Source organism: Saccharothrix sp. NBAS 001 (assembly GCF_056640475.1).
On sequence record NZ_CM153251.1, the window covers coordinates 5591689 to 5607682 of the forward strand.

Here is a 15994-nt window from a genome sequence, read left to right on the forward strand (position 1 = left end):
ACGGGCAGCCGTTCAGCCGCGTGTGGCGAAGTCGGGTGGTTGCAGGGTCCGCTGCACGACGAGGAAGCGTTGCGACCGCACGGCGGCGAACCCCGGCCCCGCCGAGGGCGTCACCACCAGTTCCCGGAAGCCGACCAGGTCGTTCTCGAAGACCAGGAACCCGGTGTCGAGCGTGCCGTCGTCCCGCACGGTCACCGTGCCGGGCGTGGCCGAGATGCCCGGCGACCAGGCGAGCGCGACCGAGGCGCCGGGCGGCAGGCCGCTGCCGGTCACCCGGGGCACGAACCCGGTCGGTCCGATGAGCGGTTCGACGGTGAGTTTCGGTTGGCGCACCAGGACTCTGCCGACCGCGGTGTTGTCCGCCGCGTCGCTGTCCGGCCCGGTGCCCAGCACCGAGCCGCCCGCGCTGGTGTCCACGGCGGCCTTGGCGGGCAACGAGATCCGGACCTCGGCCTCGGCCAGCGGTGGCAGCACGCCGAGGTCGCACGAGCTGCCGTCGACCGCGCAGCCCGGCGAGACCGCCGTGGGCGGCACCAGTTGCGGCGGCAGCGAGGTCACCACGCGGACCCCGGTCATCGGCGTGCCGGAACCGTTGCGCACCTTGAAGACCAGCACGACGTCCTCCCCGCCGACGTAGCTCTCGGCGGGCAGCACGGCGACGGCCGTGGACAGCGATCCCGGCGTGGGCGGCGGTTTGACCTCCTCGGCCACGGTGACGGTGACCTCGGCCCGGTTGTCGGCCGGGTTCACGTCGGTGCCCGCGTCGGCGCGCACGACCTGCGCGCCCGCCACGACACCGGTCACCGCGAGCCGGATCTCCGCGGTCGACCCGCGCACCAGCCGGGGCAGCGCGCAGGTCCGGGTGGTGGCGTCGCAGGTGCCGGCGGACGCGGTCAGGCCGTCGATCCGCAGGCCGGCCGGGACGGTCAGCGCCACGGTCGGGGTGGTCGGCACGAGCCCGGTGCTGCTCACCCGGAACCGGGCGGTCGTGCTGCCCCCGAAGGGGATCCGCGCGGGCACCGCCGCCCCGGTCACCACCACGTCGGGCAGCCGCTGGAACGCCGGGCCGCGCGCGTCCAGGTCGCCGAAGGAGACCAGTTCGCGCGGCGTCCCGCCGCTGGGCGGCACGGCGAAGATCCGGCGCGGCCCCTCCCCGCCGGCGGGCCGGGAGAACGCGATCAGCGCGCCGTCCGGCGACCACGCGGGTTCCTCCGCGTCCGGGCCGGGCACCAGCACGACGGCGTTGCCGCCGTCCGCGTTGGCCGTGCACAGCGCGCCCTCGTGCCGGTAGACCAGCCGCAGGCCGTCGGGCGACCAGTCCGGGTCCTCGTCCTTGCGCGCGCACGCCGCCGCGAACCGCACCGACAGGTCGGCCTGCACGACCGGCCCGCTCACGTCGGCCAGCCAGATGTCCCGGTACGGCACGTCTTCCGGGACGAACACGGCCACCGTCGAGGTGGCCCGGTTGACCCGCCCGGCGTCGGTCGCGCCGCACGTGACGCTGGTGATGCCGACCGGGAACAGCGCGCCGGGCACGGCGTCGCAGGTCGGCGTGAGCGGTGCGCCGGCCGCCGACGTGGCGGCGGAGCTGAAGTCCACCGCGACCGGGACGCCCTGCGGGCTGGGCACGGCGGCCCCGTTCACCACGACGGTGGGCAGCCCCGCGGCGGCCTCGGTGATCCGGATGGTCTGCTCGTGCGGACGGGTGGGTTCCTTGCCGTCGAACAGGAACCGGACCGTGCAGCCGGTCAGGTCGCCGACCGCCCGGACGGCGGGCCCGTCGCCCGGCGGGTCCAGCCGGACGGTCTCCTGGAACGTGACGTCGGTGTCGCCGTTGACGGTGGCGGTGGGTGGCGTGAAGATGACCGAGACGCCGGGCGGGCAGGACGCGGCGGGCGTGACGGTGACCGGGATGTCCCGGATGCCCCGGTCGATGGCGCGCGCGATCTCCGGGGGCGCCGCGCCCTCGGCGACCATCGAGCCGCCGGTGTGCTTGACCAGCTCGGTGGCCTGGAGCTGCCGGTCCAGGCCGTCGCCGGCGCCCAGGATCGGCACCGCGACGATCTTGATACCGCGCGGTTCGTCGGTCGGCGGGTAGGTCCCGGTGAGGTCCAGCTTGATCTGCTCCAGCGACCAGTACCACTCGCAGACCGGGGGGTCGAGGTCGGATTCGCACGGGTCGCCGGTCTGCTTGCTGCTCGCGTCGCCGGCCAGCACGACGATCCGGCTGGTGCCGGGCTGGTCGAACACCAGGTGCCGGCCCTGGTTGTCCAGGTCCAGGTCGCGGGCGATCCGGTGCAGGCCGTTGAACCAGTCCTCCGGGGCGCTGTCGCCGCCGCCCTCGGCCTTGAGCTTCTCGGGGTCCTTGAGCAGCGCCTCGACCTCCGCGACGGTCGTCAGGTTCAGCAGGAGTTCGTAGCGCCGCCCCCGGTCCGGGGTGTCCTTGTAGGAGGCCACGCCGAACCGCGCGCCGGGGTCCTTGGCGAGGATCGACCTCATCACCTCGGGGATCTGGGCCTTGAACGCGGCGAGCGCGTCGCCCATGGAACCCGTGGTGTCCAGCAGGAACATGATCTCCGGCCGCCGGGGCACCGACGGGGTGCGCAGCGTCGCGGACGTGGCGAAGGAGCCGCCCGGCGGGGTCGAGGCCCCCACCGAGCGCGGCGCGACCAGCGGGGTGTCCAGGCCCTGGCTGTTGCGGGTGAACGCGATCGTGCGGCCGTCCGGCGACCACGCCGGCCGGCTGTCCTGGCTGCGCAGGTGGTCGGGCTGCGCGACGGTGGAGAGCAGCACGCCGTCGGAGACCCGGACGATGCCGATGGAATCGCCTTCGGTGACCGCGATCCGGGTGCCGTCGGGCGACCAGGTGGGCTGGGACTCGCCCCGCCGGCCGCTGAGGTAGCGGGCGGCGGAGCCGTCGGCGTTGGCGACCCGCACCCGGGAGGGCTCCTCGCCGCCGGCCGACTCGGTCCACGCGATCCGGGTGCCGTCCGGGGAGTAGGCGGGGTCCCGGTCGGCCGGCGCGCCGCCGGTGGTGACCGCGCGCTGGTCGCCACCGCGCGAGTCGGTGCTCCAGATGTCCGCGGGCCCGCCCCGGCTCGCGCCGATCCGGTACGGCTTGAGCGGATCCGGCTGGGCGGCGGCCACCAGGGGCCGGTCGCCGAGCAGCAGACCCCCTAACAGCACGCAGACCACCGCGACCGCCGTCGACCGGTTCGTCCGTCCGATCCCCACCGCTGCCTCATTCCACCGTGAAGAACTCGATCTCGGAGATGGCGACGTCGGTGCCCTGCAAGGACGGGTACGTCGACACGATGTACAGCTCGACCGTCCGCACGCCGTCCGCGTTCCCGATCTTCACGGTCTGCGGGTCGGGCTGGTCGGTGAGCGAGAGGTCGAACGTCTTGCCGTTGGAGTACACGAGGTGCACCTGGTTGGGGCGCTGGGCGGTCTGGAACTTCTCGCCGATGCCGATCTGGAAGATGGCCTCGGTGAAGGTGACCGGTGCCTCGAAGGTGAACACCAGGGCGGGCGGCGGTTGCGCCGGTGCCGCCCAGTAGGTGTTCTTCGCGTTGTCCGCCACCAGGTCCGGCCCGTGGCCGGCGACGGACGCGCTGGCCGTGACCTGGCTCGGGCGGACCGGCCGGGCCTGCTCGGAGAACCAGTCCCGCACGGTGTCCACCGCCGCGCCGGCCTGGGTGTTCACCGCCTCGCGGAACGGGCTGACCAGCGCGTAGGCGCCCACCCCGCCGAGCAGCAGGACCGCCAGCGCCCACCGGACCACCCGGCCGACGGTCCGGCCCACCGTGCCGCGCCGCCGGTGCCGGGTGCCGGCCTTGGCCGGTTGCCGCCGGGGGAAGATCCTGCGCCACCACTTCTCGGCGACGACCTGCGCCTCGACCAGCCCGGCCCCGCAGCGCGCGCAGAACTTCCGGACCGGCGGGTTGGCCTCGCCGCACTGGCCGCAGATCAGGTCGCCGGGCTGGGCCGCGCGGCGCTCGGTGAGCCGGGGCCGGTGACCGGGCGGGGCCTGCCGCTGGTCGGTCGGCTGCATCGCGCCCGGCTGCTGCGGTCCCGGCTGCTGCGGCGCCGGTTGCGGCACGGGCTGCTGGGGCGCGGGCTGGTGCGGCGTGTGTTGTGGCGGCACGGGCGGCATCCCCGGCTGGGTGCCGGGGTGCGGACCCGGCGGGCGGCCCGGTCCCGGGCCCGGTGGACCCGGTGGCCGGCCGGCCGGCGGCCCCGGCCACCCCGGCGGCGGACCGGGCGCGCGGCCCGGCCACCCGGCGGGCGGCGGGGCGGGCACCGGCTGCCGGTCGGGTTTGGGCTCCCACTCCAGGTAGGTGCCGCAGGAGCCGCAGAACTCCGCGCCCTCGGCGTTGCGCTCCCCGCACTGCGCACAGACGATCATGGTCCCCCAACCTCCAGTTCCACGACGACGTGGGCGGGCACCGCGGCGGCGATCGCCGCGGCCAGCCGCACCCGGTCCACCCCGGCCGGGTCCGCGACCCGGACCCGGACGGTGACCCGCGCGGGCCCGCCGTCCGGCAGCGGCGCGCCCGGCCGGTCGGTCGACGTGCAGCCCCCGCTGTCGAACACCTCGACCCGCCCGCCGGTCAGCAGGCTCACGTGCTCCATGAGGCCCGGCCGGGTGCCGCGCCTGCGGTGCAGCCGCACCGCCGTGGCCACCAGCAGCCGGCGGTGCTGCACCGACCAGCCCTCGCCGACGTCCAGCGCCACCCAGTGCGCCAGCCAGTCCAGGAAGTCCTCCGGGGCGACCCTCGGGTCCAGGTAGCCCGCGAAGCCGTCCAGGGCGGTGAACACCGGCGCGAGCACCTCGTCCAGCGCCGCCAGGAACCGCTGGGTGAACTCGTCCTCCAGGTACACCGCGGGCAGCCGCTCGGCCAGCGGGTGCGGCGTGGGCAGGGTGGGTCCGCCGATCCTCATCGCGTCACCCGCACCTGGTGGCCGTAGGAGAAGGCCAGCCCGTTGGGCGGCAGGTCGAGCCGGGGCACCGCGTTGCCGCGCTCGCCGGTCACCGGGTTCGCGCCGAACAGCTTGACGTCCTCGACCAGCTCCACGCCGGAGATCCGTTGCAGCACCGCGAACACCTCGCCGGACTGCACCGGCCGGCCGAACGGCCACCCGTCGCCGTCCGGGCCGCCGCTGATCGGGTTGAAGTAGTCGTAGAGCGCCTGCACGGCCCGCGTGCGCAGCACGTCCTCCGGGGTGCCGGGGCGGGCCTTGAGCTGCGCGACGACCGTGACGCCCTGGTAGAACGGCGGTTCCACGGACACCCGCGCGCCGATGCAGCGCCGGTCGTCCAGGAACCGCTCGATCCGCTGCCGCACGTCCGCACCCGGTTGCAGCGCCCCGAAATCGGCCTCTTCGCCCAACCCCACCGCGGGCACCACCAGCACCCGCACCGCCGCCGACCCCTGGCCCGCCGGCACGCACCGCACCCGGGCGATCTCCGGCGCGGCCTCGCGGGTGAGCAGTTCGTAGTCCTCGGCGGTGACCGCGCGGTCCCTGGTGCGCAGCACGAGCGGTCCGCGCATCGCCGCGTCCCGCACCGACTCCCCCGCCACGCCGCCGCTCGCGGGCTCGCGGTTGACCACCGAGCTGACGAACGGCACCGGGTCGCGCTGCACCTGGAGCAGGCCGCGCGCGACGTTGCCGCGCAGCCCGCCGCCGGTCCGGTACTCCGGCACCCGGATCGCGGACGACTTCGCCGGCACCGCGCCGAAGTTGCGCACGCTGCCGTCCGGCTGGCGGATGGCCGGGCCGAAGATCACCTCGCCACCGACCCGGTCGAGCACCACGTGCCGGTCGGCCGGGCCGGATTCGGCGAACGTGCGGACCTCGGTCCAGCGCTCCCAGCCGTCCGCCGACGCGACCTCGACCACGAGCGCGCCGTCGGCGACCACGACCGGCGTGCGGGTCAGCGCGAACCGCTGCCCCGGAACGCCTTCCGACACGCCGATGGTCTCGCGGCGCACGATGTCGGCGTGCGTGGCGTCGGTGGTGCCGCCGATCGTGGCGGCGGTGGCCGAGACCAGTTTGGGCGGGCGCTGGTAGAACGGCCGGTCCGGCGCGGGCTCGACGGCCCGGCAGCGCACCCAGCCCGCGCGTTGCCGGGCGACCACGGAAACGGCGTGCGTGCGGGGGACGTGCACGACGACGTCACCGGGTTTGTTGAAGCCGGCGGTGGAATCGCGGTCGACCTGGCACTTGCTCCAGCCGTTGCCGTTCCACGCCTCCCACACCCACGGCGGGTCGCGCGGGTCGACGCCGCGCCCCTCCGCGTGCGCCTCGACCCGGAACAGCACGGCGCAGCCCGGCACCGCGTTCGACAGCCCGAACAGGACCGCGTCGCCCGCGACCGGCGGGTCGCCGAAGCACTCCGGCGACTTGCCGTCGCGCAGCTCGTCGGTGCGGTCGGCCGGCGGGACGTTCGCGTCGGCGGGCGCGGTGACCAGGTGGGCCAGCTCGCACGGCGTGATCGACAGCTCCCGGTCGACGGTGAACACCACCGGGTCCTCGATCTCGCTGCGCTCGGTGGCGACCTGCGCGCCGTGCGGGATCACCACCGGCACCTCGCGCGGCGCGGCCAGCCAGAACGTGACCTCGGCGCGGGCGGCGGTGGGCGGGAACAGCGTGACCCCGATGAGGTCGAGGAACCGCAGGTAGTGCAGGTCCGGCACGCGGTTGAGCCGGTACAGCAGCTCGTCCACCATGTGCGCGAACGCCTCGATCAGCGTCACGCCCGGGTCGGACACGTTGTGGTCGGTCCACTCCGGACAGTGCTGCTGGACGCGGCGCTTGGCCTCGTCCACCAGGTCCTGGAAGCGGCGGTCGTCCAGGTTCGGCGTGGGCAGCGACATCAGGCGCCCTCCTCGTCGGCCTCGTGCGGCGGGATGACGTAGAAGGGGAAGACCAGGTTGCGCGGGTCGTTCGTGCCGCGCAGCGCGTACCGGATGTCGATGAGCAGGGTGCCCTGGTCGACCTCGTCGAAGCCCACCGAGACGTCGGCCAGGGTGATCCGGGGTTCCCAGCGCTCCAGGGAGATCCGCACCTCGTAGGCGATCCGGCCCGCCGTGGCGGCGTCGGCGGGCGCGAACACGAGGTCGTGGATGGCGCAGCCGAACTCCGGGCGCATCGGCCGTTCGCCGGGCGCGGTGGCCAGGATCAGCCGGATGCTCTCCACGATCTCGCGGTCGCCGCCGACCAGCGCCACCGAGCCGGTGGCGTCGGTGTGGACGGGGAACGCCAGCCCGCGTCCGACGAAGTCCACGTCACCCTCCGATCAGCACGGTCGGGCAGCCCACCACGATGGGCGCGCCGCACGCGGACAGGTCGCCCATCCGGGCCGCCGGCCGGCCGCCGATCAGCACCGTCGGGCAGCCCGGCGGCACGATCACGGTCGGCGGGTGCGGTGGCAGGCCGGGGAACGAGCAGATGTGCGGGTTGCCCACGACCGCGGCGGGCATCCCGCCGATCAGCACGGTGGGCACGCCCGGTGGCCCGACCACGCCGGGGTGCCCGGTCGGGTCGCCCGCCCTCGCCGCTGGTGGCACGTCCGCCTCCGCTCAGTTGATCTTGACCAGGGTGCCGCGCACGGTGAGCACACCGCTCGACGTGACCTCGGTCTGCCCTTGTCCGGCAACCGACACCGTCGCGCCCTCGACCTTGACGCCCGCCGAACCGCTCATCTTCAGCTGCGCGCCCGCCGCGACCTCGACGTCGGTCTGCGACCGCGCGGTGATCTTCTGCCCCTTGAGCTCCAGCGGCCCGGTGCCCGAGTCGAGGGTGATCCCGTTCTGCGCCTTGACCACCACGGCCTTGCCGCTGGTCACCTCGACCACCTGGTTCTTCTGGTCCAGCTTGACCGCGAACTTCCCGTCCCCGCTGGAGATCAGGATCCCCTGGTCCTCGACGAACTCGACCTTGTGCCCCTTGCGGGACACGAATCCGCGCACGGTCACCGCGCCGGTGCCGCCGTCGATCGGCTCCACGCCGAGCTTGGGCGAGGTGTCCTTGGAGTTGTAGAGGCCGCCGAGCACGTACGGCGCGTCGAAGTCGCCGTGCTCGAAGCCCACCAGCACCTCGTCGCCGACCTCGGGCAGCACCAGCGATCCCCGGTCGAGCCCCGCGCCGGGTTGCAGCGTGCGCGCCCACCCGCTGGCGAACTCGTCGGACAGCCACGGGAACTTGACCTTGACCCGGCCGAGCTTCGCCGGGTCGCGCGCGTCGGTGACCACGGCGGGCACCAGCCCGGCCCGGCCGTCGCGCCCGCCGCCACCGTTGGCCAGCCCGTACAGCGAGCGCTCCTGGCGGCCCGAGACGGTGAACTCCGTGGTGTAGCCGCCCTGTTCGGCGAACAGGTGCCGGGTGCTGGTGAGCGTGTACTTGCCCGCGAACGGGTCGCCGATGTTGGTCAGCGCCACCGCCGTGCCCGCGCGCAGCTTGGGGTTGCCGCGCGCGACGCCCGCGAGTTCCGCGCACGCACCGCCGAGCTGCGTGCTCAGCGCGGCGGCGACCGCGTCCACCTCGCCCTGCGCCCGGTACGGCCCGGTGGCCAGGAAGGGCGGGCTGCCGAACTTGCCCGCCAGCTCGACCGGGTCGACCCCGGTCACCTCGGTGCCCACCATGTCGGGCTTCCTGGTCGCGGTGAGTTCCTTCTTGTTCTCGTAGTCCCAGCCGCGCACCTGGACCTCGGGCACCTGCTCGGCGGCGGTGATCGAGGCGCGCAGCGACAGCAGCGTCCGGTGCATCTCCAGCACCAGCGGGTTGGTCTTGGCCTTGGCGGACTTCGCGGGCGCGCTGGTCGGCTTGTCCGGCAGCTGGAATTCGAGCTTGCCCTCCAGCACCGCGATCTGCGCGCCGACCGCGCCTGCCAGCCGGGACAGGAACTCCCAGTCGCTGAGGTTGTCCTGGCTGATCTGGGTGTTGGGCCGGCCGCCGAAACCCTTCACGTCGTCGATCGTGCCGACCGGGATCTTGGCCCGCTGCGCCACTTTCCGGACTATGTCGGCGACGGTCATGCTCGGGTAGGCGACCGTGCGGCGGCCCCGGAACAGCCGGTGCGCCAGGTCGTACCCGCGCACCTCGGTGAACGTGCCGTCGCTGTCGAACTGGACGCCCACCGCGGTGATCTCGCCGCTCATCAACGGCTGCGGCCCGCCCGGGTCGGTGGTCTGCACCTTCAGCGCGACCTTCGCGCCGATCTTGAACTTCCCCTTGGCCAGCACCACGTGCGCGGGGTCGCGGAACCGCAGCACGAACACGTCCGGCAGGTTGCGGCTGCCGTCCACGTAGGCGTGCGTGAGCAGCGGCTTGACGTCCTCGGGCAGCGGCGCGGACTCCACCTCGATCACCAGGGTGTTCGCGAAGCTCTCATTGACCATCGCGGATCTCCTCCAGCGCCGGCACCAGCAGCCGCGAGCCCGGCCGCAACCGCATCGGGTCGTCGATGTCGTTGGCCTCGGCGATCTCCCGCCACAGCTCGGCGTTGCCGTAGACCTTGTACGCCAACGACTGCAACGTGTCGCCCGCGACCAGGACGTGCGAATCGCGGGCCGCCAGCGCGCCCGAGGTGGGGTTCTGGCCGCCCTGCTCGCCGGAGATCTCCTCCAGGTTGACCGTGCACAGCGCGCGGACCGGCGTGCCCGCCGGGGTGAACAGGGTGTACTTCGCGGTCACGCCGGAGACGTAGGCCGGGAACCCGGTCATGCCGCCCCACTTGAAGATCACCCACGGCGGCGAGCCCTTGCCGTGCTGGCGGCTGTCCTCGGTGGGCACGCAGCAGGCGAAGAGCTGCTCGACCTTCTTCACCACGCTGTCGTCCATGTGCTCGGTGGCGTCGAGGAACAGCTCCAGCGCGAGCTTGGCCGGGTCCGAGCCCTTGAACTCGGGCGTGCCGGACTTCGGGTTGTTGGCCTGGCGGCTGCGCTCCCACTTGGCGTTCTTGGTGAGCGACAGCTCCTTGGGGTTGAACTGGAACGCGATCTCGTGCAGCAGCCCGCCGGGCTTCGCCGCGCCACCGGCCTTGGGCGGGCTGTGCACGGCGAGCACGGCCTTCTGGAGGTTGCTGGGCGCGGCGTAGCTGGTGGCCCTCGACGCGCCGGCGGACGTGAACGTGATGGGGGAGGCCATGGTCGCGTCACCTCGCCGACGTCAGGAAGCCGTGGTGGGCCAGTTCGAGCGTCTCGGTCGCGACCTTGGGCGAGTCGGCGGACAGCTGCGGCCCGCTCCACCGCACCGGGACCACGCCGGACAGCGACCAGCTGGCGATCACCGTGCCCTGCAACGTCCGGGCCTCGATCACCGCCGTCTTGCGCGCGATCCCGGCCGCCATGCCCGCGATCCACTTGATGATCTTGGCGGAGTCCTTGGTGACCGGCCGGGAGAGCTTCACGTTGGAGTACTTGATCCGCGTGGGGAGCTGCCACACCATCCCGTTGTTGCCGCCCTCCTCCCGCTGCTCGATGGTGAACTCGACACCGAGCCCGTCACAGCTGTTGAACGACCCGAGGCTCTCGTCGTCGATGCGCACCACGAAGCACACGGCAACCGCCTCTTCCACCTCAGCCATCGCCCCAGTCCTCTCAGTGCCACCGGTCGGTCAACAACCCGCGCCGCTCCCGGTCCAGCCAGAGTTCGGCCTTGAGCCGGCGCAGCAGCGGTTCGTAGAGCTTCTTGAGCAGTTCCTCCGGCTCCGGCCCGGCGGCCGGCGCGGCCGGGTTCGCCGGGGAGGCCGGGGTTTCCGAGGCCGGGGGTGCGGGAGCCTCGGCGGGCGCGTCGGCCACGTCCCGCGCCACCACGACCTCGGTGTGCTGCGGGAACTGCGTCGTCTGCGGGACGGCCGGTGCTTCCACGCGCTGCACGAACGTCCCGGTGGTGTGCGGCGCGGCAACCGGCGCACCAAGCCCGAGCCGCTTGGGCTGCGCCACCGAACCCACTTCGACGGACCTCTGAACGTGCCGGTACGGCCCAACGGCGTTGGCGAACGTGCGTGGTGAGGCGAAGGTGGTCATCTCCGGCGCAACCCCCAGCGTGCCCGCTTCCACCCCGCTCTCCACCGGTACGACCTCCGACGTCACCATCCGCGACACGGTGATCCCCGACGAGACCGTGCTGGACGCCTTCGACGCACCAGGTCCGGAGCCGACGAGCCCGTGCGCAACAGGACCCGGCGAGACCAAGCCGGGCGAGGCCGGCCCACGGGTAGCCGGACCGGACGCCGGTTCGGACGTGCCGGACCTGAGCGGGACCGGACTTGGCACGACGGGGTTGGGAGGGACGGGGCTGGACGTGCCAGGGCCGGACGTGCCAGGGCCGGACACTCCAAAGCTGGGCGCGACCGAGCGGGACACGGTCACCTCGGTCACGGTTGCGCTTGCCGAAGGGACGCCGACCGTCAGGGCCTGGGTCTCGGGAACGACGGTGGCCGCAGCCTCCGACAGCTCACCGCTCGCGTCCCCGATGCCAGTCGGCGCGATCCAGGGCGTAATCGGGGGCGTGATCGAACGCAACTCGGCGGATGGGGACCCGCTCGAAACCGGTTCCAGCCGACCAGGCACAGCAGACCTCTGCACGGCGGTGCCAGGCGTGACCACGACAGGCGTGACCGCAACAGGTGTAGCCAAGATCGGTGTGGCGGGGATAGCTGTGGCGGGGACCGGGCTCGCCGGGATCTGCGCGGCCGAGGTCGGGGAGCCGGAGGCCGATTCCGCCAACCTCTGAACCGCCGGGCCCGACGCGGCGAGAGTCGGCGCGGTCGTTCCAATCGCAGCCGGTTCCGACACAGCCTGTTCAACCGCGACCGGCTGAGCCGCAACTGGCTCAGGCGCGGCAGTCGGTTCGCCCGCTGCCGACCCGACTTCAGTCGTGTTCGGGGCGGGCCATCCGGGCGCAGCCGGTTCCGGCGTAAGCGGATCATGCGTGGCCGGATCAGGCGTGAGTGGATCAGGCGTGAGCGGTCCAAACGCAGGCGGATCGCTGAACACGGGCAAAGCCGATGCCATCCCCAGCACCGGCTCGGCGGAATCCTCCACAGATCCTCTGTCCGCAGACTCCCTATCCGCAGGTGCCGCGTCTACAGGTGCCGTGTCCACAGGTGATCTGTCCAGCACTCCCCCGCCTGGCGGCTCGGCACCGACCATCGGTGCGTCTGCCACCCGACCGGACGTGGACCCGATTCGGGGCAATCCCAGTCCCAATCGAGGCACGGAAGCCCGCGATTCAACTGCCATCCGAGCCACCACCGGCAGAGGTGAGTCCGCACCCCGGGCCGATTTCTCGCCTGGCTCCGGGCTCAAGCCCAGGTCCGGCTCCGGCTCCGGCTCCGGCTCCGGCTCCGGGTCCGGCTCCGGCTCCGGGTCCGGGTCCGGCTCCGGGTCCGGGTCCGGGTCCGCAAACGTTTCCGTCGGCGCAACCACCGACTCTTCCGGCACCGAGTCCACTACGTGCGGGCGCTCAGCCGAAACTTCCACCGCCGGTGGATCCACTGCCGCCGGAGGGACCGCTACCGCCGATGCGGCAACGCGCTGCACAACCGGCCGCTCGACCGTCGCAACCTTCGCCTCGACGGCCCGTGCACCACCCGACGCCACCGGAGCGTCGTTCCGCACGGCAAGCGGTCCGACCGGATCGCCCGGAACCGGCTCGGCTGGTGCCGATTCAACTGGTGCCGATTCAGCGGGATCCGGTCCGGCGGAATCCGGTCCGGCGAGCTGCGGTTCAGCGACGACCAGCCCCGCGGAGACCGGCTCGACGTCAGGCAACGCGACGTCAGACGTCTCGGATGTGGCGGACTCCTGCGGCGTCGGCCCCGGCTGCGGCGTCGACGGCCACAGGGAGCCGAGCAGGCGTTGCAGCACCGATCCCCGAGGCTTGCGGGCCGGTGGGCGGGCCACCGGCATGTCCACCGTCGACTCCACCACCCGCGACACCACCGGCCGCGCCAACCCGGTGATCAACCCGGACGGCTCCCCGGCGGCCACGCGGTGCGCCAGGGGTTCCAGGTACGCGGGCGAGCGCCAGGACGCCAGCGACGACGAGAACCGCTCCACCGGGTTCACCAGCGGGTGATCGGGCACCACCCGCTGAATGGGCGGCAGGGCACGCCACTCCCCGCGCAGCACGGGTTCGGCCGCACGCGGCTCGGCAACGCGCGGCTCGGCAACGCGCGGTTGCGCCGCACGTGGTTCGGCCTGCCGTCTGCCCCACGGCCACATCGCGGTTCACCGCCCCTGGCTGATCCGGTTGTTGATGCGGGCTATCTCGGCCACGTACCGCAGCCGGTCCTGGTGTTCCATGTCCAAAATGGACTCCCATGACCAGTGGAAGTGGTACGCCACGTACGCGACCTCTTCGTGCAGTCGGTCGGCCGCGTACGTCACGATTCCCCCAGGCGCCCGCCCGCGACGTCCACGCTGAACCCGTGCCCGCACTCCGGGCAGGCCACCGCCGCCCGGGTGTGGCCCTCGCTGTTGATCCTGCGGTACATGTCCTGGAGGAACGCCAGGTCCGAGGCGAACAGGTTCTCCACCACGCCCACGTGGACGTCGGTGACCGTGCCGATCCGCTCCACCACCCGGGCCAGCAGCACGACCGTGAGGTAGGCCGCGTTCTCCCGCACCCGGTCGTCGCGCAACGGCACCAGTTCGTCCCGCGCGGTGGCCAGGCGCATCACGCCGGACCGGTGCACGACGCCCGCGTCGTCCACGTACCCGCGCGGTAGTTCGAACGCGAACTCGGTGCGCATCGACGGTTCGGCGCGCGTCGGCGACTCCGGCGCGGCCACCGGGTCCGGTGCCTGCGGGGGAACCGCCGCCATCACCCTGCGCATGGCGTCACTCGACTTCCATCTGCTCGTAGGTGATCACGAGCTTCTCGGTCAGGACGCTGGTGTCGCCGGCCTTCAGCGTGCCGATCTCCAGCGACTTCGGCCACGCGTTGGTCAGCTTGTACCGCTTGATCGCTTGGCCTTCGTAGTCGTAGACGATGATCGCGCCGCCCTTGCGGGCGTTGGTCATCTTGCCGAAGTGCGCGTCCTTGACCCACTTCTCGAAGCTGTTGTCGCCGGTGAGGCCGCGGGTGAGGGTGACCTCGCCCGCCTTGGGCCGGCCGGGCAGCTTCTTGATCATGTACTTGCCGTCGTTGGTGTTCTGCTTCAGCTCGATGACGTCCTGCTCCATCTTCAAGCCGGAGACCTCGGAGATCTGCTTGATCGCGACGCCGTCGACTTCGAGCCCGAACGAATGGCCGACCGAGGTGTCGAGGTCGGGAAGGGCCATGACTCAACCGCCTTTACTCGTTGACGAGGCTGGTGCCGCCGGAGATCTGGGCCAACCGGAAGATCACGAACTCCGCGGGCTTCACCGGCGCGATGCCCACCTCGCAGACCACCTGGCCGATGTCGATGCTCTCGGCGGGGTTGGTCTCGCGGTCGCACTTGACGTAGAACGCCTCGTCCGGCGTGAGCCCGAACAGCGCGCCCTTGCGCCACTCCGTCACCAGGAACGCGCTGATGGTGCGGCGGATCCGGGCCCACAGCGCGTCGTCGTTCGGCTCGAACACGACCCACTGGGTGCCGTTGAGGATGGACTCCTCCAGGTAGTTGAACAGCCGCCGCACGTTGAGGTACCGCCACGCCGGGTCGGACGACAGCGTGCGCGCGCCCCACACCCGGATGCCCCGGCCGGGGAACGACCGCACGCAGTTCACGCCGATCGGGTTCAGCAGTTCCTGCTCCGCCTTGGTCAGCTGGGTCTCCAGCGCCACCGCGCCGCGCACGACTTCGTTGGCGGGTGCCTTGTGCACGCCGCGCGTCCCGTCGGTGCGCGCCCACACCCCGGCCATGTGCCCGCTCGGCGGCACGAACTGGTGCTCGTCGGTCGCCGGGTCGAAGATCTTGATCCACGGGTAGTACAGGGCGGCGTACTTCGAGTCGTAGCCCGCGACGTTCTGCCGCCAGTCGCGCACCTGCTGCGGGTTCAGCGCGGGCGGCGGGTCGATGATCGCGATCCGGTTGCCCATGAGTTCGCAGTGGGCGATGATCGCCAACTGCACGGCCTTGACCGACTCCAGCGTGATCAGGCCGCGCTGGTAGGAACTCATCAGGTCGGGCACCGAGACCATGGTGATCTCTTCGATGGCCTCCAGGCCGCCGAACCCGGTGCGGTCCGCGACGTCGCCCACGTAGTCGTCGGCGGCGATCTTGCGCGGCACGGGCGGCGCGGCGGGCGCGTCCTTCAGCGTGACCGCGCCCTTGTCGGGCTTGGCCAGGGCGGACGAGGTCTCCTCGATCGTGATCAGGTTCGACTTCTCCTGCACGACGGTGAGCACGTTGTCCTTGGTGCGCTTGGTGGTCACGTTGTGCGTCTCGACCACTTTGCCGTTCTGCTTGACCAGCAGGGTGAACCGGTCGTCCGGCGGGTTCTCGCCGGCCGGGTCGGCCACCTCGACGGTGATCTCGGCCGCGCCCAGCTCCTTGGCCTGCACCCGGTAGTTGCCCAGCGCGGCCTGCGGGCCGGTCGGCTCGGAGCCGTTGCCGTTGCCGCGTTCGCCGCCGATGCGCACGACGTAGCAGTTGGTGCCGCCGTTGAGGAAGTAGCCGTAGACCGACTGGGCCAGGTAGCAGTTCTCGACGAAGTCGCCGAAGGTCTGCGCGTACTGGGCCCAGTTGGAGACGAGGGTCGGGGTGTTGAAGGGGCCGCGCGCGGCGAATCCCACGAAGGCGGCGACGGCGGTGCCCACGCCCTCGATGGGCCGCGCACCCGCTTCCACCTCCTCGACGTACACCCCCGGCGAGAGATAGGTGGGCATTTGCGTTGCCTCCCAAGTCCGTGCGGAACCGGCTGTAGCGAGAATGCTCCGGCCCGCGCACACCTCTCCGAAACGACCACGAGGCTGTGCCAGGGGGAACCGATAGCTGCCCGAAGAGGCAACCACCCGCGCCACCCGACCGTGAACGACGAAATCCGTTGACAGA

The 15994-nt window shown here is 72.5% G+C and carries 16 protein-coding genes; 2 read left to right on the forward strand and 14 right to left on the reverse strand.

Translation table 11 applies throughout. The features are described from left to right. Positions 1–12 precede the first annotated feature (12 nt). From AC0HI0_RS23340 to AC0HI0_RS23385, 10 genes are read right to left on the reverse strand one after another with little or no spacing between them, the layout of a single operon-like run. Positions 13–3234: a VWA domain-containing protein gene (locus AC0HI0_RS23340; RefSeq protein WP_480925627.1), complete on the reverse strand. Its 3222-nt coding sequence runs from the start codon at positions 3232–3234 to the stop codon at positions 13–15. Between the two features lie 7 nt (positions 3235–3241). Continuing rightward, positions 3242–4408: an NADase-type glycan-binding domain-containing protein gene (locus tag AC0HI0_RS23345; protein ID WP_480925628.1), complete on the reverse strand. Its 1167-nt coding sequence runs from the start codon at positions 4406–4408 to the stop codon at positions 3242–3244. After that, positions 4405–4944: a phage tail protein gene (locus AC0HI0_RS23350; RefSeq protein WP_480925629.1), complete on the reverse strand. Its 540-nt coding sequence runs from the start codon at positions 4942–4944 to the stop codon at positions 4405–4407. Before AC0HI0_RS23350 ends, AC0HI0_RS23345 begins: the two co-directional genes overlap by 4 nt. Then, positions 4941–6881 (reverse strand): putative baseplate assembly protein, encoded by a 1941-nt coding sequence (locus AC0HI0_RS23355; protein ID WP_480925630.1) that lies wholly within the window; start codon positions 6879–6881, stop codon positions 4941–4943. The genes AC0HI0_RS23350 and AC0HI0_RS23355 overlap by 4 nt, the downstream gene beginning before the upstream one ends. Then, a complete protein-coding gene (locus AC0HI0_RS23360) occupies positions 6881–7291 on the reverse strand; it encodes a GPW/gp25 family protein (RefSeq protein WP_480925631.1) in 411 nt (136 codons plus the stop codon). The genes AC0HI0_RS23355 and AC0HI0_RS23360 overlap by 1 nt, the downstream gene beginning before the upstream one ends. Position 7292: 1 nt before the next feature. Next, the gene (locus AC0HI0_RS23365; RefSeq protein WP_480925632.1) at positions 7293–7574 is read right to left on the reverse strand and encodes a PAAR domain-containing protein; all 282 of its coding nucleotides are present in this window, start codon (positions 7572–7574) and stop codon (positions 7293–7295) included. A gap of 12 nt (positions 7575–7586) precedes the next feature. After that, a complete protein-coding gene (locus AC0HI0_RS23370) occupies positions 7587–9404 on the reverse strand; it encodes a VgrG-related protein (RefSeq protein ID WP_480925633.1) in 1818 nt (605 codons plus the stop codon). Next, positions 9394–10152, reverse strand: coding sequence for a CIS tube protein (locus AC0HI0_RS23375; protein ID WP_480925634.1), 759 nt, complete (start codon positions 10150–10152; stop codon positions 9394–9396). Before AC0HI0_RS23375 ends, AC0HI0_RS23370 begins: the two co-directional genes overlap by 11 nt. Before the next feature lie 7 nt (positions 10153–10159). Next, complete coding sequence (locus AC0HI0_RS23380; RefSeq protein ID WP_480925635.1) at positions 10160–10591, reverse strand: phage tail protein; 432 nt, start codon at positions 10589–10591, stop codon at positions 10160–10162. Positions 10592–10604: 13 nt separating this feature from the next. Continuing rightward, positions 10605–10949, reverse strand: coding sequence for a hypothetical protein (locus tag AC0HI0_RS23385; protein ID WP_480925636.1), 345 nt, complete (start codon positions 10947–10949; stop codon positions 10605–10607). A gap of 76 nt (positions 10950–11025) precedes the next feature. Between AC0HI0_RS23385 and AC0HI0_RS23390 the strand changes: the two genes are divergently transcribed. Together AC0HI0_RS23390 and AC0HI0_RS23395 are read left to right on the forward strand one after the other, a co-directional pair. Next, positions 11026–11742 carry a hypothetical protein gene (locus AC0HI0_RS23390; protein WP_480925637.1) on the forward strand — a complete coding sequence of 239 codons (717 nt, stop codon included), beginning with the start codon at positions 11026–11028 and terminating at the stop codon, positions 11740–11742. 1176 nt (positions 11743–12918) lie between these two features. Continuing rightward, on the forward strand, positions 12919–13089 hold the full coding sequence (locus AC0HI0_RS23395; RefSeq protein ID WP_480925638.1) for a hypothetical protein: 171 nt from the start codon (positions 12919–12921) through the stop codon (positions 13087–13089). A gap of 152 nt (positions 13090–13241) precedes the next feature. On the opposite strand, the gene AC0HI0_RS23400 is transcribed toward AC0HI0_RS23395, so the two are convergent. Genes AC0HI0_RS23400 through AC0HI0_RS23415 form a run of 4 tightly spaced genes read right to left on the reverse strand, consistent with a single transcriptional unit; the run spans position 13242 to position 15828 of the window. Beyond that, positions 13242–13400 carry a DUF6760 family protein gene (locus AC0HI0_RS23400; RefSeq protein WP_480925639.1) on the reverse strand — a complete coding sequence of 53 codons (159 nt, stop codon included), beginning with the start codon at positions 13398–13400 and terminating at the stop codon, positions 13242–13244. Next, complete coding sequence (locus tag AC0HI0_RS23405) at positions 13397–13849, reverse strand: hypothetical protein (RefSeq protein WP_480925640.1); 453 nt, start codon at positions 13847–13849, stop codon at positions 13397–13399. Before AC0HI0_RS23405 ends, AC0HI0_RS23400 begins: the two co-directional genes overlap by 4 nt. 4 nt (positions 13850–13853) lie before the next feature. Beyond that, entirely contained in the window at positions 13854–14297 is a 444-nt protein-coding gene (locus AC0HI0_RS23410; RefSeq protein ID WP_480925641.1) for a phage tail protein, read from the reverse strand. A gap of 13 nt (positions 14298–14310) precedes the next feature. Then, a complete protein-coding gene (locus tag AC0HI0_RS23415; protein WP_480925642.1) occupies positions 14311–15828 on the reverse strand; it encodes a phage tail sheath family protein in 1518 nt (505 codons plus the stop codon). Positions 15829–15994 lie beyond the last annotated feature (166 nt).

What these genes read in the sequence shown, in the direction of transcription:
- AC0HI0_RS23395 (WP_480925638.1), top strand. Translation starts at nt 12,919, where the DNA reads ATGTCCACCGTCGACTCCACCACCCGCGACACCACCGGCCGCGCCAAC.
- AC0HI0_RS23350 (WP_480925629.1), bottom strand. Translation starts at nt 4,944, where the DNA reads ATGAGGATCGGCGGACCCACCCTGCCCACGCCGCACCCGCTGGCCGAG.
- AC0HI0_RS23355 (WP_480925630.1), bottom strand. Translation starts at nt 6,881, where the DNA reads ATGTCGCTGCCCACGCCGAACCTGGACGACCGCCGCTTCCAGGACCTG.
- AC0HI0_RS23375 (WP_480925634.1), bottom strand. Translation starts at nt 10,152, where the DNA reads ATGGCCTCCCCCATCACGTTCACGTCCGCCGGCGCGTCGAGGGCCACC.
- AC0HI0_RS23415 (WP_480925642.1), bottom strand. Translation starts at nt 15,828, where the DNA reads ATGCCCACCTATCTCTCGCCGGGGGTGTACGTCGAGGAGGTGGAAGCG.
- AC0HI0_RS23345 (WP_480925628.1), bottom strand. Translation starts at nt 4,408, where the DNA reads ATGATCGTCTGTGCGCAGTGCGGGGAGCGCAACGCCGAGGGCGCGGAG.
- AC0HI0_RS23410 (WP_480925641.1), bottom strand. Translation starts at nt 14,297, where the DNA reads ATGGCCCTTCCCGACCTCGACACCTCGGTCGGCCATTCGTTCGGGCTC.
- AC0HI0_RS23405 (WP_480925640.1), bottom strand. Translation starts at nt 13,849, where the DNA reads ATGCGCAGGGTGATGGCGGCGGTTCCCCCGCAGGCACCGGACCCGGTG.
- AC0HI0_RS23370 (WP_480925633.1), bottom strand. Translation starts at nt 9,404, where the DNA reads ATGGTCAATGAGAGCTTCGCGAACACCCTGGTGATCGAGGTGGAGTCC.
- AC0HI0_RS23380 (WP_480925635.1), bottom strand. Translation starts at nt 10,591, where the DNA reads ATGGCTGAGGTGGAAGAGGCGGTTGCCGTGTGCTTCGTGGTGCGCATC.